Here is a 25,477-nt window from a genome sequence, read left to right on the forward strand (position 1 = left end):
GCTTCATAGGGAACAAGAGGAATAATATTTACATTTTAAGATTGGTTTCAAGTATATCCTTTGCTTGCTTTCTAATCACATAGTTTGCATCATTCACTAATTGTAGTGTAATTCTATTAATCAACTCTTTATGAATCGTATTATTCTCCTTGAAAATGTATAGAAGCTTACTTCGTATAGCTGGAGTTGGGTCAATCGACATTTCATAAATTTTTTCTTCTGCTTGTCCAGCGCATTGTGAATCAAGAATAAACCATAGACATTCACAAGCCATTGTCCTAATGAAAACATCTTGATCTTCACAACATTGAAATATGATAGATATGATTAATGCATCTACATCTGAACTAACATCGACCGAATATTGAAGATATGTCTTTAGGCATTGTACTAAGGCACGTCGTTCTTTGGCATCTTTTTTACTATATGAGAAACACCATTGAATCAAAACTTGTTTTTCCAGAACTCCGACAAGTATTTTCAGTATAATAAGTCTACACCATAAACCTTCGTTACTTCTATGTGTCATTATGAAGTCAGATGAATCTTCTAAGGAGACGTTTTGAATGCAACCAATCAATGCAGAAGGAATATCAATGCCGTTTTTATGATAGTAACCAAGAGCGGTACATAAACATTCTGCACATTGATCTTTTGTATCAAAAGAACAGTTACTATTAAGCACATCTATACACAATGGGAAAAATTCTTCTGTTACGCATTTAATGATATCGTATGAAGGATTATTTTCAAACACACATGATACTATGTAGTATGGATTTACACCAAATTCGTGATAAATACCTTTTTGATTATTGGCCTCAAATTGCTGTCTGGCACTTTCTATTTCCGATTGTAACACAGCATACCAATCGCCTTTATTTGTGTTGAGAGCATAAATCAGCGCTTGTTCTCCAGAAAGTCCATTATTAGGTAGTGTTTCCAATTCAGAAAAGACATCAGGATTACCATTTACTAATGCAGCTATACATTGTGGATCACCATTTCTACTCACCATGTCAGGCAGTTTTTCCTTCAAGACTTCGCAAAGTGATTTTAATGTTTTGTTTGATACAGATTCTAGATCAAGATAACTTATTAGACGAGTTATGTGATTTGCTGTTGCGTATTTATCCTTACCTATAATAGTAATAAGAATCTTTACAACATTCTCGTTGCTTAGACGTTCACAATTATTTATAATGCAATCCGTATAATTATCTGAAATATTCCATGGTAGATGCTCAGATAATTCTAACAAGTAACGTTCTGCTTCTGTAAACGAATTATCACTGAGATAAAGTCCTATCCTGTATAATACACCTATGCAGACCGCCTCTTTCGATCTTTCTTGTAAATTATGTGCTTGATGCCATAATCCATCAGCGTTCAAAATAAAAATATTACTGATATTATTCCATTCAAGATTGCTAAGGCGTATAAAATCTTTATATTTCCCGTCAAAAAGATACATTTTTATTGCAGTATATAGGAGTTCGGGGCTATTATATAATTTGCCAGTACGATAGAAAATAGTTGCAAATATCTTCCGAGTAATAGCCAAATGTGTATATGAACCGTATAAGAGAGATGAGAAAAGATAGTTTTCTACACCAGAAATGATATTATCAAGATTACTTCCAAAAAAGGTTGTTCCAAAAGAAGCTGTATTTCGTTTTATTTCTTCGTTTAAAAGTGCTTCATATGTGTCTTCCAAATATCGGTCAAGCACAGGAACGTGAACAATAGTATTAAGTGAATTAAGTCTATTTTGGTAAATCTCATCTTCCAGTCCAATTTTATTCTTTGGACAAAGCATTTGAAGATTACGTAAATCTATTAGAATATTTGTTACAATCCAAGCTGCAGCCTTGGTTTCTTCGGCTAACTTGAGTGCTTCTTTCTCTGAATAATAAGCTTTAACTATATCGCCTTGAATAAAGAAATCGATTGCATCCAGACGTTTTGAATACCATTCTACATTAGGGTAGATTGTAGCAACTGAACTTACAAGTTTTGATTTGACATCAGATGATAAAAATCTCTCACCGTTAAGCACCCATTTTATTGCTTGTTCACCTACAGTGTGCAAATTAGACAAAGGAATATCGGATTGTTTTTGCGATAAATTTGACATTCCAATATAGCTGTATATAGATTTATAGCTTGTCTTAAACTGAGACAAAACAGTTTTAGTCGGTATATATGAATCGTAGTCGGATTCAGTTTCAATTGGAGTACCATCTATATCTATAGGTTGCAAAAATGGTGTATAATGATGATTATAATGATAATAAAAAATGACATCCTGGATTACTGCGTTAGTTATAATCTTTTCTGCATTTGTAAAATCATTCATTTTACGATACGTGCAATAATCTCTCTTTTCTAGATCCTTACGCAAGCTTATGACCTCATCTTTTGCAGTATCGTCTCCAAAGAAAAAAACTAACATTGGCTTATTAGTTTCTCGACAACGAGTATATTCAACTTCAGTTCCTTTCCTAAATTCATTTTTAATCAACAGAACAACAATATCTGACGAATCAACATTGGCTACCATAAAATCACTGGATCTCATGCTACTTGTTCGATTCTCAATGGTAAAAGCTTGAATATAAGGACATTTATTAAGTTCATTTTGTACTGTTTCTCTAAAATCAAGCCACTTAAATGTTTCTTCTGAATCTGTATGTACTTCATCACCCATTGCAGAGCTTATGAACACTTTCAACTTTTCTTCAATATTAGGACTATTCATGAAATCCCTCCGTTTTTATGTTTATTATACCATAAATAAACATATAATTCAAGATAAAAGCAAACATGCCGAAGAATCCTATACGAGTTCTTCGGCTTTATTTTGATAACTCTACCGCAATCTTTCCTATAATCTGGTAATGTTCTGCGCCCATTTTTTGGAACGTTGATATGTTCTTTTTTCTGAAAACTTCAATAAGATTTTTAGTAATAGCGATCTGTTCCGGGTTCATACCAAAAGTGGAAATATTTGAATGCTTTTCCATTCCTGCAAGATAATCCATTGAAACGTTAAAAATAGCGGCGAATTCTTTTACCGTTTCAAAGGTTGGATTTTGCAACCCTTTTTCATATCGGCTTATGATTGAACTTTCTTTATGAATCAGACGGGCAAGCTGCTCTTGCGTAAACCCTTTTTCTTTTCGTAATTTTTGAAGAATTACTCCGAAATCGTACACTTCATCCATTTTGCACCTCAAGAATTTGTAGTATACTCAAATTATACCCCAAACCACTTGATAAATATGCAATTTTATGGTATACTGCTTGATATATAATCAAGTTTGAAATGAAAAACATGATATATAATCAAATCGAAAGGCATAGTAAAATGGCAAACAAAAATGAAAATCTTTCTGCTGCGAAAAATGCAAAGAAAGATGAGTTTTATACTCAGTTAGTCGACATAGAGAACGAATTAAGGCATTATAAGGAACATTTCAAGGATAAGATTGTTTTCTGCAATTGTGATGACCCTTATGAGAGCAATTTCGTGAAGTATTTTGCAATGAATTTTAATGCTCTCGGATTGAAAAAGCTTATTGCAACTTGTTATACGACTTCTCCCGTGATGTATACGCAGCTTACATTTTTTGGCGAGGAAGAAGTAATTTCCGTTGCTTACAGTGGAAAGAAACCGTATGTCATTGAAATTTCTGAAGTTACAGATGAAAATGGCGATGGTGCGGTTGATCTGACTGATTTTGAGTTGATTTTAAAGAAGAATAAGCCGAAAATATTAAAGGGGGACGGCGATTTTCGTTCTGCTGAATGTATTGAATATTTGAAAGAAGCTGATATTGTTGTGACAAATCCCCCATTTTCCCTTTTCAGAGAATACGTTGCACAGCTTATGGAGTATGATAAAAAATTTATTATTATTGGGAATCAGAACGCAATTACATATAAGGAGGTTTTCCCACTAATCAAAGAAAATAGGTTGTGGTTAGGCTTTAAGTGCGGAGATATGGCATTTACAGTTCCGGAGTCATATGAAGCGAGAGAAACACGGTTTTGGGTTGATGAGAGTGGGCAAAAATGGAGAAGTTTTGGAAATATTTGTTGGTATACAAATCTTGACCACAGCAAAAGACATGAGGATTTAATCCTTTATAAAAGCTATTCAGAAGAGGAATATCCTTCTTATGATAATTATAATGCTATAAATGTCAATAAAACAGCAGAAATACCTTACAACTATGACGGTGCAATGGGAGTTCCTATTACTTTTCTTGATAAGTATAATCCTGAACAGTTTGAAATTTTAGATGCAAGAGAATATGCATTGTTCGATAAGCAAAAAAATAAAAATACATACTTAATAAAAGATGCAGATAGTGCAATTAATGGCAAGCCCAAATATGCAAGAATTTTGATTAGAAAGAAGGAGAAATAATGGAAATCAGACTTGAAGAACATACGATCAGAGAAATATTCGATGGGTACAAAGATAGTGCAGATAACGGAGTTATTGCATTTGGTGGAAAACTTAACGTCAGACCAGCCTTTCAGCGAGAGTTTGTTTATAAGGAAAAAGAACGCAATGCCGTCATCGATACTGTGACAAAAGGCTTTCCTTTGAATGTGATGTATTGGTGCGAAGATGATAATGGAAACTATGAACTGCTTGACGGACAGCAAAGAACGATCAGCATTTGTCAGTATTGCAGCGGAGATTTTTCAATCAATAACAGAACTTTTCATAACCTCACCAATACTGAAAGAGAACGTATTCTGGATTACAAGCTTATGATCTACATATGCAAAGGAAATGATCTTGAAAAGCTGGAGTGGTTCAAGACGATAAATATTGCAGGTGTAAAACTTGCTGATCAGGAACTGAGAAATGCGATTTATACCGGTCCATGGCTGACAGATGTCAAAAAATATTTTTCCAAGAATGGTTGTCCTGCATATAAGATCGGAAATAAATATCTCAGCGGTGAAATGATCCGTCAGGATTATCTTGAAAAGGCAATCAAGTGGATCGCTTCAAAAGAAAATAAGAGGATTGAAGAATATATGTCAGAACATCAGCATGATTCAGACGGCACTGCATTATGGCTTTATTTCCAGAACGTTATTTCATGGGTGAACACACTCTTTCCGAAATATCGAAAGGAAATGAAAGGGCTTGAATGGGGATTGTTTTATAATGTGTTTGGAAATAATTCCTATAACCCAAATGTGTTAGAGGAAAGAATAACCGAACTTATGGCAGATGATGATGTAACCTCTAAAAAAGGGATTTATGAGTATCTTTTAAGCGGAAAAGAAAAAGTTCTCAGCATCAGAGCATTTACCGATAGTCAGAAAGCTACTGCTTATGCCAAACAAAATGGAATCTGTCCGATTTGTCAGAAACATTTTGAACTCGACAGAATGCATGCCGATCACATCACTCCCTGGCACGCAGGCGGAAAGACCGTTCCGGAGAACTTGCAGATGCTTTGCAGGGATTGTAATTTGAAGAAGTCGGGACAGGAATAATAGAATATATAGGCGAATTCCCTTGAAATAACACGGTTATCGTGGTATAATGTAGATATACTGGATAACAGTGTTGTTTCAGGGGGATTTTTATCTTCTTTTTGAATGGAGGTTCGCATGAGTAGTACATCAAATATTTTTTTGAAGATCATATATTTTGATGAGATGTTTGTTTCTGACTTTATGCAAGTTATTGCAGGTGGAGAGTTGAAGAAGACAACAGAATTTATATCAGAGGTTAATTCGGAAATAGAAGGAAATGCTTCTATGGACGCTGGAATCGGTACAGAGCAGAGCGGATTATCTAAGATTTTTAGTTTTTTAAGCGGTGGTAAAATCAACATTGAGGTTGGAGCGGATGCTAATGCTATGAGAAAGTCAGAGCGTTTAGCTAAGAATATCCTTGAAAACACCTTATTAGCTGATTTTATTGCTTTACTTGAATCAGATAAACGTCGAACCAAGAATAAGAGATGTGAAGGTATCAAAAAATTCTCAAATATTAAAGTTCGACCTGAAAAGAACTCTTTTGCATATATGATGTTAATCGCTCCATATATGAGTATGATCAATGGGCAGCTACCATTAACAACAAACGATGGACAAGCTATGCAAATTGATGTTACAAAAATAGAAGAAGCTATTGAAAAAGGCCGAGGATATTATGATTTTATTGCAGACCACAACGGAAAAGAAATAGTACTTAGATTTAACAGAACTGCTTTCAGAAACAGTTATACAATGTCCGATCTCCCCAAAATGCAGTTGACTTACTATGGTATTCATGTAGGGCAAATAGATAAGTCAGATTTACAGGTTCAGAAAGAATTTGAATTTGGTACCTCTACAGTATCATCACGAGCAAATTATGCTGATGGTGAAACAAATGATACTTCATCAAAGCTCGATGTTTATGACATTGTATTGGCTGGGGTAGTTGAATGATTGAAAAAATAGAAATTTATTGGGGAGCTGATAGGGATTTTGAATCAGCTACAGAATCATTAGAAAATGCATATTTTCTAACTGATGTGATTGCCCATATAAATAAAACAGATATACAGATCAGTGGAATACCTTCTTCACAAGAAAACCCTATGGAAGTTGAGAATCTAATAATACATACTGATGACTACGGCGGTATCAAAGAATGGGCAGTGCTTGGATTCTCAAATAATGTTTTGCTTCATTTGAAAGTGAATATAAAAAACATTTGGTTGTGTAATCCGCCAGATAAGATATACAAGGATATCATAAGGACATTTGAAAGCGCTATTATTCATGAGCACAAACACGAATATAAAGCAATTACTATAGAAGACATGAAAAGAATTGCAGAAGGATTTAATAAAGCTGTTATAGGGCAGCCTCATGTAATTAAGCAAGCTCTCTCATCTATTTATACATTAAAAAGTATAAAACGCAAACGTCCTGTCACGTTATTGTTTCTAGGCGATTCAGGCATTGGCAAGACTGAAACAGCTAAATATATAAGCGAGTGCCTAGGATCGAATATGGTTAGAATACAATTTTCTATGCAACAAACTAATAGTGCATATCAATATATTTTTGGTGCTGAACATGGTGAAGATAGTCTAGCAAGAGAATTAATAAGACGTAGTTCAAATGTTATCCTTCTCGATGAATTTGACAAAGTAGTACCGTCGTTTTACAATGCATTTTATCAGATGTTTGATGAAGGCGTATTTGTTGATTCAAATTATTCTGTGGATGTATCACAGTGTATTATAATATGCACAACAAATTATAGAACTGTAGAAGAAGCCGAAAAGAACCTTGGTACTCCTATTTATTCCCGTTTTTCTAAAGTAGTGATTTTTAAGCCTATTAGCATAGAGGATAAACTTACTATCGCAAGTAACCGCTATGCAGAAGTAATTGATAATTTGGATGATGAAGATAAGGCTTTAATTGAAAGCAATGGAGTGCTTCTGTTTTTTGAAAAAGCAATAAGAGAAGGAAGTTATCCTAATATGCGTATGCTAAGAAATGATATTGAGGATGCAGTAAACTTAGAAATATTAAAGGCAAGAGGTATCATCCCCTCTTGACAACCGCCCCAATCTGCGCTATAATACCAAATAAGGAGCAAGCCACCAGGCACACATTGCCTCCACAAGTTGCACAGCTCATTATCAAACGTGCTAACAAAATGATAACGGAGCATCAGCAGCCAAGTACAATACAGAACAAAATGTATAATTGAGATACCACAGCTCAAATTCCCTAAACAAAATCGTTTAGTCTGAAGGGCGATTTGAGGAGTGGGAATAATTTCCTATATAGTTTTATACTTTATTGATCTTAAAGAACCTAGCTTTTGTTGAAGCTGGGTTCTTTTTTTGCTTTACTATTACGGACGTTACTGCTGGGTTGGATCGCAGTTACTGACGTTACGTTTGCGTGTCGCAAAATTGCTTCGCTATTTGTCACTTTCCATTTTAAAATCCATCGCCGCTAGGCGATACTTTCATTCCTCACTCCTCATTCCTCACTAAAACAGCCCTATGCGAACTAAAAAACATTGACAAAATGTGCTTTTAGTGTTATTATTATAAGGATAGATATTGCGGCATTATTCGCTTTCGCCGCCAAAAGGAGTATGTTAAAATGATAGACATTAAGCTTATCCGTACTAATCCGGAGCTTGTTAAGGAAAACATCAAAAAGAAATTTCAGGACGACAAACTCGTACTCGTTGACGAGGTCGCTAAGTTCGACGAAGAGTTCAGAGCCGCTAAAACTAAGGCTGATGAGCTCAGAAATAAAAGAAAGGTTATGAGCAAGCAGATCGGCGGTCTTATGGCTAAGGGTCAGAAGGACGAGGCCGAGAAGGTCAAGGCTGAGGTTTCCGCTATCGGTGTTGAGCTTGACGCTATGGCTGAAAAGGAAAAAGACCTTGAAGCCAAGATTCGTGAGAGAATGCTCGTTATCCCTAACATCATCGACCCAAGCGTTCCTATCGGCAAGGACGACAGCGAAAACGTTGAGATCGAAAAGTTCGGCGACCCATTCGTTCCTGATTACGAGATTCCATATCACGTTGATATTATGGAAAGCTTTGACGGCATTGACCTTGACAGCGCAAGAAAGACTTCCGGCAACGGCTTCTATTACCTCAAGGGCGATATCGCAAGACTTCACTCTGCTATTCTCTCATATGCAAGAGATTTTATGATCGACAGAGGTTTTACTTACTTCATTCCTCCTTATATGATCCGTTCTGACGTTGTTACAGGCGTTATGAGCTTTGCTGAAATGGAAGGTATGATGTACAAGATCGAGGGCGAAGACCTTTATCTTATCGGTACTTCTGAGCACTCTATGATCGGCAGATTTATCGACACTATTATCCCAGAGGGCGAGCTGCCTAAAACGCTTACAAGCTATTCACCTTGCTTCAGAAAAGAAGTCGGCGCACACGGCATTGAAGAGAGAGGTGTTTACAGAATACACCAGTTCGAGAAGCAGGAAATGATCGTTGTCTGCAAGCCGGAGGACAGTATGGCTTGGTATGACAAGCTTTGGCAAAATTCTGTTGATTTCTTCCGCTCACTTGATATCCCAGTAAGAACTCTCGAATGCTGCTCGGGCGACCTTGCTGACCTCAAGGTCAAGAGCTGCGACGTTGAAGCTTGGAGCCCAAGACAGAAGAAGTATTTTGAAGTTGGTTCTTGCTCAAATCTCGGCGACGCACAGGCAAGACGTCTTGGTATCAGGATCAAGGGTGAGGACGGCACAAAGTATTTCGCTCACACTCTTAACAACACAGTTGTTGCTCCGCCAAGAATGCTTATCGCTTTCCTTGAGAACAATCTCAATGCTGACGGCACAGTAAATATCCCAGAGCCACTCAGAATGTATATGGGCGGCAAGGATAAGATCACAAAGTAATAAAGTGATAAATTACGCAATATAAGAAAACGGACAGACGAAAAAATCGTTTGTCCGTTTTTGTTTGTGTATCTCATAACGCAAACATACAAAAAAGAGGCGACCATTGGTCGCCCCCCAAAAAAATCAGAATTCATCGCCAAAGGCGATACCTTAATTCCTCAATCCTCACTCCTAATTCCTCACTAACAAGGCGAGAAATTTAGAAGCGGCGTTTCTTTCTTACGATAAGAACGACAATGAGGACTATCACCGCAAGCAAACCTGCTGCTGAACCGATGAGAAGGGGTCTGTTTGTGTAGAACAGTACCCAACGGCTCGTTGTTACACGGACGTTGTCAAAGGTCTGCTTGCTTGAGTTGCCTGCCATATCCTTGTATGATACCTCAACGCTGAGCTCTTCACCGTTGTTTGCGTTTATCGAGAATGTGAAAGGCTCTGCGCTCTTTTGCATTTGCGTTACCTTGTCTGTGTCCCAGCTGTATGCGTCCTCGCCGTTTATCTTTACTGATACTTCGGAAAGAGCAACGTTGTCTGTAACGCTCATTTTTACGTCTTTCTTTGCGGTGTTGTATACCTTGCCGCTCTCAAAGTCTGATACTACGCAGACCGGAACCGTGGTGTCTACCGCAAAGCTCAGCTCTGCGCCCTTGCTTGCGCTGTCTGAGATGTTTTCAGCCTTATCGGTGGATACAACTGCGATGTTATATACGCCGTCGTCCGCAAAGACGTCACGCTCGATCGTGTACTTGTACTGATACCATTCGCCGTCCTTGCTGACCTTTTCACGCTTATAGCCGCTCTTGTCAAGGTCAAGGTTCTTGTTGTCTCTGAACACGTTTATTGTGGTATCCTGCGGGAGGACTTCGTCAACGTTGGTCTCATAGATGACAACTCTCGAGGAAGCTGCAAGGTACTTGCCGTTGTTGTCGGCGGTGTTTTCATCGAATGTGAATACTGAGCCGTTTCGGTTCACGGAGAATGTCATAACCTCTTCGCCGTCGAACTTTACGTCCTTGCCGTTGATATCAGCGGCTTTACAAATGTTGTCCGACTTGTCCTTTACTGTGCAGTAAAGTGTGTAAATTCCGTCGTCTTTGAGATCGTCAAAGGTGAAAGTCTCTCCGCCGTCCTTCTTTTTCTCGGTAGGCTTGAGGGTGTTTTCCTTATAGCCCTTTTGGTCTGCGGCGATGTACTTGAGGTAGACCTCCGCAGAGCTGAGGTTGATGTCAGCCGCTGTAATGCTGAGGCTGAGCTTATCGCCGTTGTTTGCTGAATTCGGCTCAATGCCGCTTATTGCAAGGGTCGGCTCGGTGTTGTCGATAGTGAAGCTGTATGAAGCCTGCTGTGCGCACTCGTTGCCAGCCTTGTCACGACCTGTAACTGCAACTGTGTAATCTGCGTCCTTTGTGAAGCTTATTTCGGCGGTATGGGTATCGCCGCTGGACTTCCACTTGCCTAATGTCGGCGTTTCAACGGCCTTGCCGTCCTTTGTGGAAGTGAGCGTTATCTTCATACGCTTTTCATCAAAGTTGTGCTCGTTTACTGTGATCGTGCAAAGTCTTGAACCGCTGTAAAAGCCCTTTTCGGCGGTCTTTTTGTCAAACGTCACGTCAATGGCAGGTCTTGTCTTGTCGATTGTGAAAGACTTTGGCGACTTTGAGCTGCCGAAATCTGCGTCCTTTGCGGCGTTTGAAGCATTATCCGTGCAGGATATATCAAATGTATAATCGCCGTCAGCAGAGAACGTAACTTGTGCTGTGTGAGTAGTTTGGTCTGGGTCTGCGCTGTTTTCATTTGTCGTCCAGCCGCTTATCTTAGGGGCTGTGGAAGAAGACTGTATGCTTATCTTCACCTTATCGGGGTCGAAATTGCGCTCTCTGATAGTGATGTACGCAATTCTGTCGCCGTTGTAGATATCCGTATAGGAAGCGTCGGGGTTATTGTTGTCATATGCGACTGTGATAGTCGGCGCTGTGGTATCTATTTTAAGGCTTATGTTCTGTGTGGAATAATTTCCGCTGTTGTCATAAGCTGTGACCTCGACTGTGATATCATTTGAATTGTTCTGTGCGGAGTCAACTGTTATGCTGCCTGTCCAGCTTGTTGAAAGGTCACTCTTTCTTGTGTCGTCCTTTGCTGTGAAGCTGTAAAGGGTTCCGCTCTGGGTAACTCTGCCGCCGTTTCTTACACGATAGGAAACTGTTTTAAGTCCCGAATAAACGTTGTTTTCGGCAATAGCTTCCTTTACGCTGATGTTTACAGGTACAGAGCCGTTGTAGATCTTAGAGCTGTCCGTGCCCGAAATTGCGATAGAAGGCGATTTTGTATCAACTATAATGCCGTTTGAGTTTATATAGCTTACGTTGCCTGCCAAGTCTGTTATCTTTGCATAAACGACTGACTGAGTGTTGTTATCGAGTGTGATATCGGAGCTGTTTTTCCAGCCTGTTTCACTTGCAAGTTCGCCGATAGTCTTTTCATCATATGCGATGATATACTGAGCGGACTCAGCGCCGCTGAGGTTATCCGCTGATGAAAGGCTGCCCTCGAGAGCCTTATCGCTGAAACGTGAAAATGTTATTCCGCCGAAGAAGCCCGACCAATCTGAAACGCCGTTTATTGAGATAGTGCCTGTTGGTGCGGTCTTGTCAATAACGAAATCGCTGACGGCTTTCTGTCCGCTTGTAATATCCTTTGAGGAATTCTCCGCAAGGTCCTTGCAGGACACGCCGAAGGTATAATTCTTTTCGTCTGAGAATTTGATCTCAGCGGTATGGGTATCGCCGCTATTTTTCCACTTGACGGACTTTGAATAGCCCTCGCCTGTGAATGTTACCTTGTCGGCGTCAAAATTGCGCTCTGTGATGGTGATAGTTGCGGTACGGTCACGGCCGAAATACTTTGCATTTCTTGCGTTGTTGTTATCAAACTGAACCTTGACTGTCGGCGCTGTTTTATCGATAACAAATTCTGAGAAATTTTCTGCTATGTTGCCGATCTCGTCCTCTGCCGTTACGGAAAGGGTGTAAACACCGTCGGCTGTGAAGTCATATTTTGCTGTGTAATAAGACTGTCCGCCCTGCTCTTTATAGGTATAGCCAAGCTCCTTGAAAGTCTTGATGGTCTTTTTGCCGTCCTTTGTGACGATAACGAAAGTTTTATCCTCTGAGAAATCGGCTGTGGAAACTGTTATCTCAGCCTTTCTCGCCTTGCTGTAATATGTTGCAGAGCCGTTTGAAGCGCCGTTTTTGTTGTCATATTTTACGGCTATCTTAGGCTTTGCGCTGCCGATAATGATAGTGCAGTTTTTGTCCTCGCCTGCGGTGTTTTCTGAAAGCACATAGGTGTTCGTATTGCCGCAGTTGTCTGTTACATAAAGGGTCAAAGTGCCATAGAAAACTGTATCGTCCTTGAAAGGCAATGTGACTTCAACAGTGCTGCTACCGATCACGCCGTCAAGGGAGATGACCTCGCTCTTATAACTTTTAGTTGTGCCTTCCTTGCCCTTGACAGGGGTGAACTCATAGTAATATTCTTTAAGTCCGCTGACATTATCCATAAGAGCGATATAAAAGCTTATATTCTGTGAGGACATTATCTTGCCGTTATCGTCTGCGGGGATATTGTACGAATTGCGGAGATACTGGACCTCAGGCTTTGTTTTATCAACATAGAATTCAACAGTCTTTTCAGCACTGTGATTGACTTCGTCCACCGCTATCATCTTGATAGTGTACTTGGTCTCTTCATTGGCATTGACTGTGAAATTATAAACCGAGCCGTTCTTTTTGCAGATATAAGAGCTGTCTGTGTTGTCAAGAAGCTCCTTGACTGTGAAATGCTCATACTCTGTTTTCTCAGCGGTCTGCTTTGTGATATAGAGCACGGAATTTTCATAATTGAGAAAATCTTCCGTTACGTTAAATTCGACTTTGCTTTCTGCGCTGTAATAATTGTCCTTTACATTGTCGCCTGTCAAATTCATATCGGAGATAACAGGGTTTGTGGCATCTACGGCAAAAAACTCATTGCCTTTGAAATTTGTGGTGATCGTGTCAGAAATATTTCCTGCCTTATCGTACAAGACAATGTTTATCTTGCCTGCAAAATCCGCCTCGATCGTAATATCAACATACTTGCTGCCCGTCTGTTCATCGGTCTTGATATTCTGCTGGTCAAATTCAAAGGACTGTGAGGAATACTTATCGTCATAACCCTCAGCCTTTTCGCAATTGACCTGCGCTTTTGTTATACCGCTGACATTATCGGAGATATAAAGTCTTACCTTTCTCTCGCCCAAAACGAAAACTGTATCATAGAAGCTTGAGAAATAATCGTCGTCAGTTGCCATTCTTTCAAATTGCGGAGCTGTGCCGTCAACACAGATATTGTTGACCTGATAAGTGAACCTGTCGCCCTTATCTACTTTATATGCGCCCGAAATGAGGATATAATTGTAATTGCCCTGATCGGCTGTGAAGCTTACCTCGCCGTTTTTAACAGTCTTTCGCTCGACAGAGCTGTCCTTTACAAGAAGAACTTCGCACTCGTCCGCTATCGGAAATGAATTTTCGGTGTTGATCTTGAAAGTAAAGTCCTGTGTTTTAGACTTCGGGTTGAAAAACTCTCCGCCCTTTACTTCCTTGCCATCAGCATAAAGCTTTATATCAGCATTTCGGTCGTTATACTCGACTGTGAAAGTCTTTTCAACGGCAGCATTTGAGCGATCCTTTGCAGAGATAGTAAGCTTATAAACGCCCACTTCATTGAAAATTATCTTTTTATCTGAACCTGACTTATATCCCGTAAGGTCGATATCCGTTGTTTTGCCATTAATAGTATAAAAAGCTTTCACCTCTGCAAGGTTGTCATCGGAGGCCTTGAAATAGAGGCAATTATCTCTTATTGCAACGGAAGCCTTATCTTCAATTGACTGGAGAGCGCCGTTTTGGTTGATATAAAGGCCAAGCTCAGGGGCAATGCTGTCCCACTCGATAGACTTTTTAAGGCTGCACTTTCTGCCTGACTGGTCTGTATAGGATACTTCTATCTCGGTGTTTTTATAGCCATCGCTCTCCAACGGTATTCTGAAAGTATGTACATTGCTTTCACCGCTGATCTCACCGCTTATATCCTTAACCTGAACAGACTGAACTGCTCCAGTATTTTTAACGCTCACGTCCAAATTATTATCAGAACTGAAGGCGTCTTTTCCATTCCATATATCCTTAACTGTGAAATAATAATACTTGCATTCGGAATTCCTATAAAGCTTTTCACCATTCTTACTGTCAAGCTTTTCGAGGTCTGTTCCTGCGGTCATTTCCGGTGCGTTTAAGTCGATATTAAAATCTATCCTGTCCGTTGTGAGGACGTTATCACCCTCCTTGACTTTAAGATCAAGACTATATTTATCTTCCTTATCGAATGTCTTGCCGTAATAACTATCACAATTTTCGCCGTTGATCTCAAGATCTGTGCCGTCAACAGGTGACAATGTCACGGCGCTGTGATACCAGTCACCATCGACCTTTTTGCCCTTGATATAATAATATGTATCGGTGAATGTGAAAGTCTGCTTGCTCTCTACTTTTTTGCCGCCATCATCATATGCGTTCACCGTTACAGTTCCCACATAGCCATTTGGGTCGAGAGTGCACTCGCCGCTTGCCCTATCATAATTGAACTTAACATTTTTGTTATCAGTCCAAACCTTAAGGGTATTCTCGGCTTCCTTCGGATAATATGAAATATTAAAGTCTACCGACTTGTCCTTTGGATACCAACGATTAGAAGGGGCTTGGAACTTAATGTTACTAATGACTATCTTTTTGGTGATAGCCTTGACAGTCATATCTTTCGTGACGTTTTCGATCGTATAGCTGTAAACGCCGTTGTCAAAGTTCATATCTTCGGATTTTATCTCATCTTCGCCGATCTTAAAACCTGTGAAGCTGTAATACTGCGCAGGCTTGAATTTTATCAACGCATTCTTGCCATTAAAGACATTGATAGTATTATTGCCGCCGATAAATTCGCCGTTTTCACCATCGAGTTTGATCTCAAAGCTCTTGGTTTTTTCGTCAAAAGATTTCGCCGTTATAAGCTGCACTGAATAGTCATCATCGGTCTTTGTCATTTTTATACCAACAGCTCCCGAAAGCTTGACCTCTTCGCCTGTTTCACCATAGAAGCTTTCTTTCTGCTTAAATTTCAGCTTGTAAAAATAATCGTCGTCAACTTTTGTGCTCTTATCGATAAGCTTGTCCCATTCGTTTTCTTGGCTGAGTTTGAGATAAAATACCGAGCTGTTTCCCTCGTCCGCCTCGATATCGAACTTGACGTCGTTGCTTTCAAAGCCCACATAGTCGGAAAGCTCTGCCGCTGTCAAGACCTCACTATGCCCACTGTCCTTGAATATTGCCGAGCCGAAATCAAGCATTACCGAGTCGTCAGTAACGGTCACTTGACAAAGGCGTTCCTTTATACTGTCGTTATCCTTTACGTTCCCATCCGACTGGTCAGCACCAGCGAAAACGTCTGTTGTGCACATTGAAAGCACAAGCACAGAGGCTGTCATAAAGGAAGTCACTCTTTTGCCGAGCTTAAATTGCTCTTTGTAAGCAATTTTCTTCTTTTTGCACTTCATATACTTATTTTTCCTCTCCTTTTCTAAATTTCCTATCCTAAATTGCAAAAAATCACAATTTTAAATTGCATTTCCCTCACAAAGGGTTATATCCTCGCAGACCACAAAGGCTATCTGTGTATTCTGCGTAATTTGCATATTCTGATTTAGCGGCTGCATATCCTGCGCTTGCGGCTGGGCAGCATTTGCGCTTACACCTATGACAGTAGTTTCGCCATATGCAGCGCCGAGAACCGTGGTCTCTCCGACGGGCTGGAGCACGGTGGTCTGACTTTGGGACATATCATACGCCATAAGCTTGTCGGTCATATTTTTGTTATCAATGCTGACAGCTTTAAGACCGCCGCTGACTTTCGGAAGCTCTTTTGTTGTGGTGATGTTCTGCTTGTTTTTCAGCTTTTTGACTGCGTTTTTCTGCGCAAGACCCGAAAGCTCCGAAATGACTTTGCTTATCCTCAGCAGGAAAAACAACAGCACCGCCGTCACAAACAGCGCACCAGCCAGCACAAAGCTTATTACAGACAGCAGACTAAGATTTTCAACGCTCATTCTTTATCCACCGCCTTTTCAGTTTCATCTGTTTTATTTGTATCATCTGAATTGTCTAAATTATTATCAGCATAAGCCGTTGTTATCTTTGTTTTTGCGACCTCAACAGCTTTTTTTGTTTCAAGCTTCAATGACGTTAGCTTCTCAGAGCTTTCAGAGATATCATCAAGGCTTTGCTCTATTTGCTCAACGGCTGAAAGGATATCGTCTTTTTTCACGCCGTCAGAGGCGAACTTGTCGCCATACTGCTCAACGGAATTTAGTATCGCATTGTAAAGCTCAAGCTGGACAATTTCAGCTTCGTCACCCGACTTTATAAGTTTCAAAAGGGACTGATAATTCTTGAACAGCGTTTTGTACTCGCCAGAATCGTTTGCTTCCGTTCTGAGCTGGTCTATCTGCGCATAGAAATTGCCGATATCACGATAGATAAGCGCCATATTGTACTTGCTGAAAGTCTTGTCTGAATACTTTGCGGCGTTATCGAACCAGCTTCTTGCTGATCTCATTCGGATTATCTTGTTTGAGTCCTCGTCGCCGGAGCTGTTTTTGCCGTAGGAATAATAATACCAATAAAGCTTGCCTGTCTCAAAGCATATCTCGCCGTAGGTGGCAGTGGACTTTTTAAGCTCCTCCTCGTTCTTGTTTATGATATTCACAAGAAGCTGCTCCTCGTCAACGGAATATTCCGAATCGGACTTCATCGCAGATATAAGCTCAAGATAGGCAGTTTTTTCCGCAGGCTTTATCTCAATGGCATTTTGACAGATATCCATTTTCTGTGTTATATCCGCAGTCTGCTTTTCTTCCTCCATAAGATGTGCATAGTTGTTATTGCGCTTTGAATTTGCCATATGGTCAAGGACAAGACCCGATGTCAAAAACGCCGCTGACAAGACTAAAGTCAGCGAAAAAGCGAACAATCTGCGCTTTTGCTTTTTTCTGTACATATCGTCAAACTTGTCGTAATTTTCGATATCGTACAAAAGCTCCTCGCAGGACTGATATCGCTGGGCAGGGTCTTTTTCAACGCATTTTAGTATTATCTTTTCAAGTCCCGATGAAAGTTCGGGGCGTATCTCTCTGATAGGGCGCATTTCATATGGCGGCTCGCAGGGGCTTTGACCTGTGAGAAGATGAAAAAGCGTTGCACCAAGTCCATAGATATCAGTTCTTGCATCGGTCTGACCCTGTCCGCCGAACTGTTCGGGTGCTGCATAGCCAACTGTTCCAAGGCAAACTGTATCTGAAACGTTGCGCTCTTTAAATTCTCTTGCCGTACCAAAGTCGATAAGCATAACCTTTCCGTCAGGTCTGAGCATAATATTTTCTGGCTTTAGGTCACGGTATATTATCGGCGGCTTTCTCGAATGGAGATAGATAAGCACGTCGCAAAGCTGTTTTGCCCATTCTATGACTTTATCCTGCCGCTGTGCGCCGTATTCCTCAAGTTCCTTTTCAAGCGATCTGCCTTCGACATAATCCATTACGATAAGAAAAGTGTTATCGTCCTCGATTATATCCACTATGCTTGGCAGATTTGGGTGGTCGAGCTTTTTGAGCAGATCAGTCTCAACGATAAGGCTTTGCTTTACCACCTGAAAGTCCTTTACGCCGTCCTTTCTGATCTCCTTTATAGCCCATTGCTTGTTGGCCTTTTCGTTCATCGCAAGATAAACGACGCTCATTCCGCCCTGACCTATTTTATTGAGTATTTTATATTTGCCGTCAATAACGGAACCGATCGTCAACATATCTGCAAACTCCTAAACTTTCCAATTTATATGATTTTCAATTTTTGTATTAGTATTTTTATACCGTCACCTTTATAACAGCGGCGGTGATATTATCACTTTCCCCACGCTCCATATTGAGCCTTATAAGTTCATCGGAATTGCGGTCGGCGGTGTCTTTGTCTTTAAGTACTTTCGGCGCATAGGAGCGCAGAAGCTCTTTATCGCTGACAAGGTGGCGGAAGCCGTCGCTGCAAAGCAGGAACGCTGTATCCTGTGTGACAGCGCCCTCAATTAACTGGGGCGTAACGGAATTTGAAGCGCCTATACATTGGAGCAATACGCTTCTCCTCGGGTCTTGCTCCGCCTGCTCGGGGGTCATTCTGCCCTCTCTCACCTCACGGGCGACAAATGTCTGATCTTCCGTAAGCTGCGACAAGCTTTTATTCGTCACGGCGTAAAGTCTCGAATCGCCGATATTTATGACATAGTATGTACCCTGCGCCACAAGAACTCCGCAGCAGGTGGTGCCAAGCTTTATACCCCTGCTTTCGCCATAGTTATGAAGCTTTTTATTGCAGATATCGATAATATTGTTCCAAGAGCTGAAAAGCTGTCCCGAAAAATTATCCGCACCGAGCTGGAAAGGCAGGGCGTTATAAAACCAATCTGAAAAGGCTGATATCACGGTTGCGCTGGCGGTTTCCCCCTCAGAAAGTCCGCCCATTCCGTCGCAGATAAGCCCGAAAGCCACCTCGCCCAAGGCTGTGGAAGCCGTTTTGACTGTACAGGCGTCCTGATTATTCTCTTTTACATTACCTCTATTACTCCGAGCAGAAACTAGATATGCCAAATTACTAACTCCTTTTTTTATTCGCTTACGCAGTACAACTGGCAAACGTAAATTGTTATGAGCTTTGTCGAATAACAATTTTCTCCCCTACACAAAATGCACAAATGCACAAATACACAATTTGCGTTCTCCACGTCCCACATACTTTTTAATTTATCATCAGAAAAATCTAAATTCAAATTCCTCGTTTGCGAACTTTATTCTTGTATTCTCTTCAAGCTTTATCTCCACATTGCTTTGTATCATTGCGCCGTTGACGTATGTATGATTTGTGGAATTCGTGTCAACGATGAAATAGTCGTTTCCACGCTTTACGATATTTGCGTGGCTTCTGCTGACTGCGGTGTTGTCTGAAATGCAGTAATCAACAAAGCTTGCCTCTTTTCCAACTCTGAAAGGCACTTTGTTTATCTCGATAAGCTCGTTTGTCTTGTAGCGATAAAGCTTTGGGGTGCAGTTTGCTGAAAGCATATCCTTATTGAGGACAGTCGTCATTGCCTGCTGCGGAGCGGCTTTTGGTGCGCTCTGCTGGAATGTTATCCCCGGCTGGACGTTCATCTGCTGGGCTGGGATAGGCTGATTATTTGCCATTGGTTCAACATTCCGAACAGGCTGAACATTCTGTGCAGGCTGTGGGTTATTCGGCATAAGCGGGCCTGCGGAAGCCTTTACTCCCGGGATAGCCATTGACTGCGGTGCTGCCTGAACGTTATCCTTGCCCTTTCTAGGCTTCTTTTCCTTGCTCTTTTTTCCTGACTTCATAAGTCCGCCGAAAAGTCCGCCCTTATGGGAGCTCTTTGAATTATCATTTATAACAGGCGGAATGTTCTGAGGCTGGTTAAGCTGATTTGGAACATTTGGTACATTTGGAACATTCGGGATATTCGGTGTATTAGGTCTCTGTATATTCTGAACTTGGGCACGCTGGATATTCTGGATATTTGGAGCGGACTGAACATTTTGAACATTCTGCATTGGCGCAATTGGCGTGATCGGCGCTGCTGCGGAAACAGTCTGCGGAGCTCTCATTGCGTTCATAACAGGCTTGTCCTCCTCTTCGTGAACATTGCCGAGAAGCTCTTCCGCAATGTTTCTTATCTCAGCAAATGACATCTTGTCGGACTTATTGAGACTGTTGAGAAGCTTTGCGATATAATCGCAATTCTCAGTTGGATCAAACTGTGTTGACATAAGAAGCAGCTTGAAAAAGTTCACAACATTGACGTTTGCGCCGCCCTCTTTAAGTACAGGCAGGCAGACCAGCTCAGCCTTTGCGGAGCTTACGTCTACAAAAATATGTTCAGCGTCAAGGACGATAGACTTGTCCTCGATCATATACTCTCCGCACATTTCAAATGCCTTGCAAATGCTTGAAATAACATTGAGAAAGCGTGTCTTATTGACAGTTTCCTCAAAGAACATTTTCAGCGACACCTTTGAAGTGATATTGTATTTGAAATACCTTTCCTCATCGTTCTGAAGATATATCATCGGCAGAAAGCCTTCGATATTGTTATTGAGCAGCATTCCAAGAGCTACTGTATCAAAATTCTCATTCTCGCCAAGGGTGTAAACAAGAAAGTTCGCTGTGTTGGCGTTTTCGTAATTCCATTGAACAAAGTTATCCATTTTTGTTTTCCTCCGTGATATTGGTTGTGAGTATGTAAATTCAATTCGTCACAAACATAAGGTCATATGTAGGGGACGGCGTCCTCGACGTCCCATTTGATTGTGGCGTTGTATGTTTTATAAGCTATTTGTCTTTAAGATCAGCGCCGTAAAATCTCAGCAGCTTCGGCATATCAAAATCGTTGTATATTACGCTGTATCCGTTTGTATCAAGGCTGTATGCGGCTGAGAACTTGTCGTTTTCGATATCTGTTATGATCTTTCCGCTGCCGTCTATGTAGCCCCAGAATTCGCCCTGCTTTATCGGTGCAAAGTCAAGGCAGAATGAATTTGCGTCCTCATACTGCGGCTTTATGACGATCTTGCCGTCGGTATCCACAAAGCCCCATTTGCCGTTTTGCTTTACTGCCGCAGGCTCGTCGCAGACAAACATCTTTGCGTTTTCAAATGACTCGCTGCCCACCTGTTTGCCCTTGCTGTTGTAGAGCGCATACTTGCCGTCCTTTGAGGCGAAGAAATAGCCGCCCTCTGAGCAAATGCCGAAATCATTTATTATTATATCGTCAAATTCAAAATCCGTGACCATTTCGAGCTTGTCGTTTATAATGCCCCACTTATCCTGCTTTCTTACAGCGGCAATGCCATCCTCGAAAGAGCCTGCAAAGTCGTATTCAAAGTTCTTTTCCTCGAAATCCTCGTTCACATAGCCGTATTTGCCCTTGTAAAGTGCAGGAGCATAATCGGCTGTGAAAGAACCGAGATAGCTGTATTCGTGGTCTGGCACTAGCTTTTTCTGTCCGCTGGAGTTAACATAATACCAAGTGTCGTTTTCATCGCAGACAGGGATAACTTCCTTTTCCTCGCTGTAAAGACCAACATCGTGATACTTTGCTCTGAGCACGCCCGAACCATTCGTTTTGATAAGTCCAACTCTGTCGCCGTTTTCACCGTTTGTGACTTTCATATAACCCTTGCAGTAAGGATAAGCATAATCATAGTCGAGGAAAGTCTCTTTATAGAGCCTGTAAATTTTCTCATAAAGCTCGTCGATCTCCTTGCCGCTTGATTTTTCCCTTGCAGTCGTGACCACCTCAACTGCGTCATCATAAGCGTTCGTGTCGATAAGCTGGTTTATGTATCTCACATAGATATCAGACCTTGAAGGGTCTAAAGCCTGCGCCTGCTCATAGGTTTTCTCAATGCCGTCATCGTCTGCAAGCTGAACATAAGAATCAAAAATTTTCAGCATAAGATCATAATTGCTCGTATCAAGCTTCAAAGCCTGCTGATAATTATAAACAGCGTCGATATAAATTTCCTTCTTTGCGAAATTCTCCGCTTTTTTCATATACTTGTCGTATTCCTGCAAGGTGGTGGTCTTGTTGTTAAAGACCGCATACCAAGTCAGGAATGGAAGTATTATCATTATGAGGAGCAGAAGCTTTTTGTTCTGCTCGCTTTTTTTGCTTTGACTGTCTTTCGTTTGAGTGTTCTGACTGCTCAAGTCTTATGTCAGCTCCTTAGTATTCTATAATTTTTAATTTTATTATGCCGCCTTGCCCACAAAGCAGATAAGCACAAAATAGATCAACATTCCGAGAAAAACGAACGGCGCAAAGGGGATAGTATCCTTTGCCTTGTATTTTTTTATTATCATACAGCCCAGACCGCCAACAGCCGAGAGTATGAAAGAGAAAAGCATTACCGTGAGCACATTGGTGCTGCCGACGTAAAGACCTATCACCGCAAGAAGCTTAACGTCTCCGCCGCCCATTTGTCCCCTTGAAATGAGCATCATAACAAGCGCCACAACTGCGGACATCACAAATCCCAGACCGCAAACGTTCAGCACTACCTGCCACTTTGCCATATTATAAAAGACCTCGGCAAAGAGGAAAGGCACTCTTGCAACGATCATTGCGATTATAAGATCGTTTGGGATAAGCTTCTTTCTTACGTCAGTATAAGCCGCCATATAAAGCAGGAAAGTATAAACGAAATACTTCATAAACCTGTAATTCGCCAGTGAATTTGACTTTGCAAAAAACGTTCCTGCGCAGCATAGAACCATAAAGAACACGCCGCTTATGATAAAAAGCTTCTTTTTCGCCTTTATGTATTCTTTCAGCTCCGAAAATTCAAGCATTTCGGGCTTTTTTGACTTTTCAGAAATTTTTCCAGCGCCTTTTTCATTTTTATCGCTATTATCGTTTTTATCATATTTTTCATACTTTTTATCGAAATAGCAGAAATATCTTACTGAAAAGGCCATACACACAAGCGTTATCAGCACATTAATTATCAACTTTCCTACCAATCAAAAACAACCCTTTCAGTTTTCTTCTTATAATTTTTTAGTTTTTACTTTTATCCGTCCTTTGTGGTCTTATCCTTATACTGATAGATAACAGTGACGCCGGTATCATATCTTACATTCGAGGCTATATCCTCAAGGTCCTTTCGCATTTCTTCAGTTGTGTTTTCCGGCACGACAACGATAATATACTTGTTTCTCTTTGTCTTGTCAGACTGAACAGTCTTTTGTGTGCTGTCCTTTTGACCGACCTTGATAGTTGAATCAACAGCATTGACCTTCTGATCAAGCTTATTTGCTGCCCTTTCAATATCCGACTTAACAGTATTTATCTTTATTTTTCCGTTCTCATAATAAGAATTTAAGAACATATTTCTTGTCATAACCTTTATATAGCTGTCAGCAGGGAAATTGCCGCCCGGCTCAACGCCGTCGGGATATGACGTCTTTGAATCAAGATAGAAATTGAATCCCTGATTAGACTTTGTTCTTGTTCCGCTGCCGAGAGACTGCTCTATACCGCTTGCATAAGTTTCAAACTGATCGCCTATGCCTATTGTATCGTCCCAAGGTGAAACAGGCTCCTGTTCTTCTTCCTCTGCCTGTGAGCTGTCATTGCTCTCGCTCTTCTTTTCATCCTCTTTTTGTTTAGCTTCTGAGTTTGTGACGTTCGTGCCCCATATTCCCGTGCTGCCTGTTGTTTTTACAGTATATGTATAATCTATAAGACTAAATCCCATTGGCTTTATCTTATAGACCGCCACAACGTTGACGGTTTTTCCGTCTATCGCAAATGTGGAAAGTCCGAAGTCAATGCCGTCCATTCCGTCAACAACGCCCATCGCTTCAAGGGTCTCGTCGATATTGCCGTTGTTGGAAATATATTTCTGCACAAGTGCTTTGCTAAGCGGCTGGGCGATGATACGGCAGACTGCGGCGTTTCCTGCGCCATTTTTGAGCATTGTCGCCATTGAAGATATTATCGCCATGGGGTTGTCAGCCATACTTTTGAACGAGCCGTAAAGCTCTTGACCGGCGTTTTTTACATCCTTGACATTCTCCTGCATATCTTTATAAGTTTTAGATATATCATCAATAGTGTTTATCTGACTTGGCGAATATTCGGAAGCGTCAGCAACGGTCGACTGAAAAGTATTAAAATTCTCAAGAAAGTCGTCCACTTTGTCGATATTTTCGTCATTAGCGTCGCCGCCGTGATTAAATCCAAGGCGGTTTATGACGTAATAATACTGCGAGACCTCCTTTGCAGTCTGGTCAACAGCATATTGGATAGTGCTCTGCGCCCTTGTGGTGGTGGCAAGCATAGCAAGCGCCATAAATCCAAACATAAAGAAGGGCAGAACGAACGCCGCCTCGATAGTCAGCGAACCGCTTATAATCCTGCTTTTGCGCCCGACAGAACTTACAGCACTTATCATATTTTTTATATATTTTTTTATCTTCATAGCTTTATACTTCTCATTCCCATAATATTTCCGTCGCCGTCTCCCCTAAATCAAATGCTTTTACAAATGTATAATGATTACTCCATCTTATCCCATTCGTCCTTGCCGACAGCCATAGTTTCAGCGGCCTCTCTTGCATATGCGTCAAGCTCGTCGATATTTGCTTTGTCGTGATACTGAGACACGATAAAACCTGCGGTATTATCTTCTTTATACTCAGACAAATTAGAATCACCCTTGACTACTGTCAGATAACCAACAAGATCAACATCCTTATCTTCATTATCATCAAAGAACGAACCTACAAATCTTACAAAAGTTCTTCCGTTTATTTCTTGAATCTCACTTTCACTTATATCCAACGCAGGATTTACCATTACATAATTGTAACCATTGCTAAGATCCTTTGCCATTTGATCGTGAACTGTATCAAGCCACTCCTCCGGCTTATCTGCGTCGATAGTAAGATTATTGTATTCATCACAAAGTTTACCTACTGTAAGAAAACAAGAATTATCTTCTGTACTTGTCATTGGATCAATCGTGCTATAGACCTTCCAATCGTAATCAAAATGCTTTGAAAATCTAAAGTGAACATCAATAGAAACTACACCGTACTGATAATCGACCTCTTCAACAGCGGACGATGTTTCTTCGTCATTAGAAGCTGTTGTTTCTGCCTGCGACTTATCCTGCGCAACTGTTGTTTTTGTTGACTTGCTGTCAGTTGTGCCGCTGTCGGCGCTGTCTCCGCAAGCGCAAAGTCCCATTGTCATCGTCATTGCCATTACGGCTGCAATAATCTTTGTTGTTTTCATTAGATTTACTCTCCTTAAA

General features: G+C 40.8%; 16 protein-coding genes. 5 read left to right on the forward strand and 11 right to left on the reverse strand.

The features are described from left to right. Positions 1-28 precede the first annotated feature (28 nt). Together QZ371_RS00780 and QZ371_RS00785 are read right to left on the reverse strand one after the other, a co-directional pair. Complete coding sequence (locus tag QZ371_RS00780; RefSeq protein WP_295207623.1) at positions 29-2,761, reverse strand: hypothetical protein; 2,733 nt, start codon at positions 2,759-2,761, stop codon at positions 29-31. 97 nt (positions 2,762-2,858) lie between these two features. Next, positions 2,859-3,227, reverse strand: coding sequence for a helix-turn-helix transcriptional regulator (locus QZ371_RS00785; protein WP_295207626.1), 369 nt, complete (start codon positions 3,225-3,227; stop codon positions 2,859-2,861). Positions 3,228-3,370: 143 nt separating this feature from the next. Here QZ371_RS00785 and QZ371_RS00790 point away from each other — a divergent pair, with 143 nt between their 5' ends. The 5 genes from QZ371_RS00790 (at position 3,371) to serS (ending at position 9,444) form a co-directional block, all read left to right on the forward strand. After that, positions 3,371-4,435, forward strand: coding sequence for an adenine-specific methyltransferase EcoRI family protein (locus QZ371_RS00790; protein ID WP_295207628.1), 1,065 nt, complete (start codon positions 3,371-3,373; stop codon positions 4,433-4,435). After that, positions 4,435-5,529 carry a DUF262 domain-containing protein gene (locus tag QZ371_RS00795; protein ID WP_295207631.1) on the forward strand — a complete coding sequence of 365 codons (1,095 nt, stop codon included), beginning with the start codon at positions 4,435-4,437 and terminating at the stop codon, positions 5,527-5,529. Before QZ371_RS00790 ends, QZ371_RS00795 begins: the two co-directional genes overlap by 1 nt. A gap of 117 nt (positions 5,530-5,646) precedes the next feature. Continuing rightward, positions 5,647-6,474 carry a DUF6414 family protein gene (locus tag QZ371_RS00800; protein WP_295207634.1) on the forward strand — a complete coding sequence of 276 codons (828 nt, stop codon included), beginning with the start codon at positions 5,647-5,649 and terminating at the stop codon, positions 6,472-6,474. Then, on the forward strand, positions 6,471-7,601 hold the full coding sequence (locus QZ371_RS00805; protein WP_295207637.1) for an AAA family ATPase: 1,131 nt from the start codon (positions 6,471-6,473) through the stop codon (positions 7,599-7,601). The genes QZ371_RS00800 and QZ371_RS00805 overlap by 4 nt, the downstream gene beginning before the upstream one ends. 559 nt (positions 7,602-8,160) lie before the next feature. Then, the gene (gene serS, locus QZ371_RS00810; protein ID WP_295207640.1) at positions 8,161-9,444 is read left to right on the forward strand and encodes a serine--tRNA ligase; all 1,284 of its coding nucleotides are present in this window, start codon (positions 8,161-8,163) and stop codon (positions 9,442-9,444) included. 202 nt (positions 9,445-9,646) lie between these two features. Here serS and QZ371_RS00815 read toward each other — a convergent pair whose 3' ends face one another. The 9 genes from QZ371_RS00815 to QZ371_RS00855 form a co-directional block, all read right to left on the reverse strand. Continuing rightward, positions 9,647-16,096 carry an Ig-like domain-containing protein gene (locus QZ371_RS00815; protein WP_295207643.1) on the reverse strand — a complete coding sequence of 2,150 codons (6,450 nt, stop codon included), beginning with the start codon at positions 16,094-16,096 and terminating at the stop codon, positions 9,647-9,649. Positions 16,097-16,156: 60 nt separating this feature from the next. Further along, positions 16,157-16,645 (reverse strand): hypothetical protein, encoded by a 489-nt coding sequence (locus QZ371_RS00820; RefSeq protein WP_295207646.1) that lies wholly within the window; start codon positions 16,643-16,645, stop codon positions 16,157-16,159. Continuing rightward, positions 16,642-18,399, reverse strand: coding sequence for a serine/threonine-protein kinase (locus QZ371_RS00825; protein ID WP_295207649.1), 1,758 nt, complete (start codon positions 18,397-18,399; stop codon positions 16,642-16,644). Before QZ371_RS00825 ends, QZ371_RS00820 begins: the two co-directional genes overlap by 4 nt. Before the next feature lie 58 nt (positions 18,400-18,457). After that, on the reverse strand, positions 18,458-19,231 hold the full coding sequence (locus QZ371_RS00830; protein ID WP_295207652.1) for a PP2C family serine/threonine-protein phosphatase: 774 nt from the start codon (positions 19,229-19,231) through the stop codon (positions 18,458-18,460). A gap of 159 nt (positions 19,232-19,390) precedes the next feature. Next, positions 19,391-20,860 (reverse strand): DUF6382 domain-containing protein, encoded by a 1,470-nt coding sequence (locus QZ371_RS00835; protein ID WP_295207654.1) that lies wholly within the window; start codon positions 20,858-20,860, stop codon positions 19,391-19,393. A 124-nt stretch (positions 20,861-20,984) separates the two neighbouring features. Next, entirely contained in the window at positions 20,985-22,364 is a 1,380-nt protein-coding gene (locus tag QZ371_RS00840; protein ID WP_295207657.1) for a WG repeat-containing protein, read from the reverse strand. A gap of 42 nt (positions 22,365-22,406) precedes the next feature. Beyond that, positions 22,407-23,177 carry an A24 family peptidase gene (locus QZ371_RS00845; RefSeq protein ID WP_295207662.1) on the reverse strand — a complete coding sequence of 257 codons (771 nt, stop codon included), beginning with the start codon at positions 23,175-23,177 and terminating at the stop codon, positions 22,407-22,409. Between the two features lie 50 nt (positions 23,178-23,227). Next, positions 23,228-24,640 carry a TadE family protein gene (locus tag QZ371_RS00850; protein WP_295207665.1) on the reverse strand — a complete coding sequence of 471 codons (1,413 nt, stop codon included), beginning with the start codon at positions 24,638-24,640 and terminating at the stop codon, positions 23,228-23,230. A 77-nt stretch (positions 24,641-24,717) separates the two neighbouring features. Continuing rightward, positions 24,718-25,458: a hypothetical protein gene (locus QZ371_RS00855; RefSeq protein WP_295207694.1), complete on the reverse strand. Its 741-nt coding sequence runs from the start codon at positions 25,456-25,458 to the stop codon at positions 24,718-24,720. Between the last annotated feature and the right edge of the window lie 19 nt (positions 25,459-25,477).

Origin of the sequence: Ruminococcus sp., assembly GCF_019423705.1 — a bacterium.
Taxonomy (GTDB): Bacteria; Bacillota; Clostridia; order Oscillospirales; family Ruminococcaceae; genus Hominimerdicola.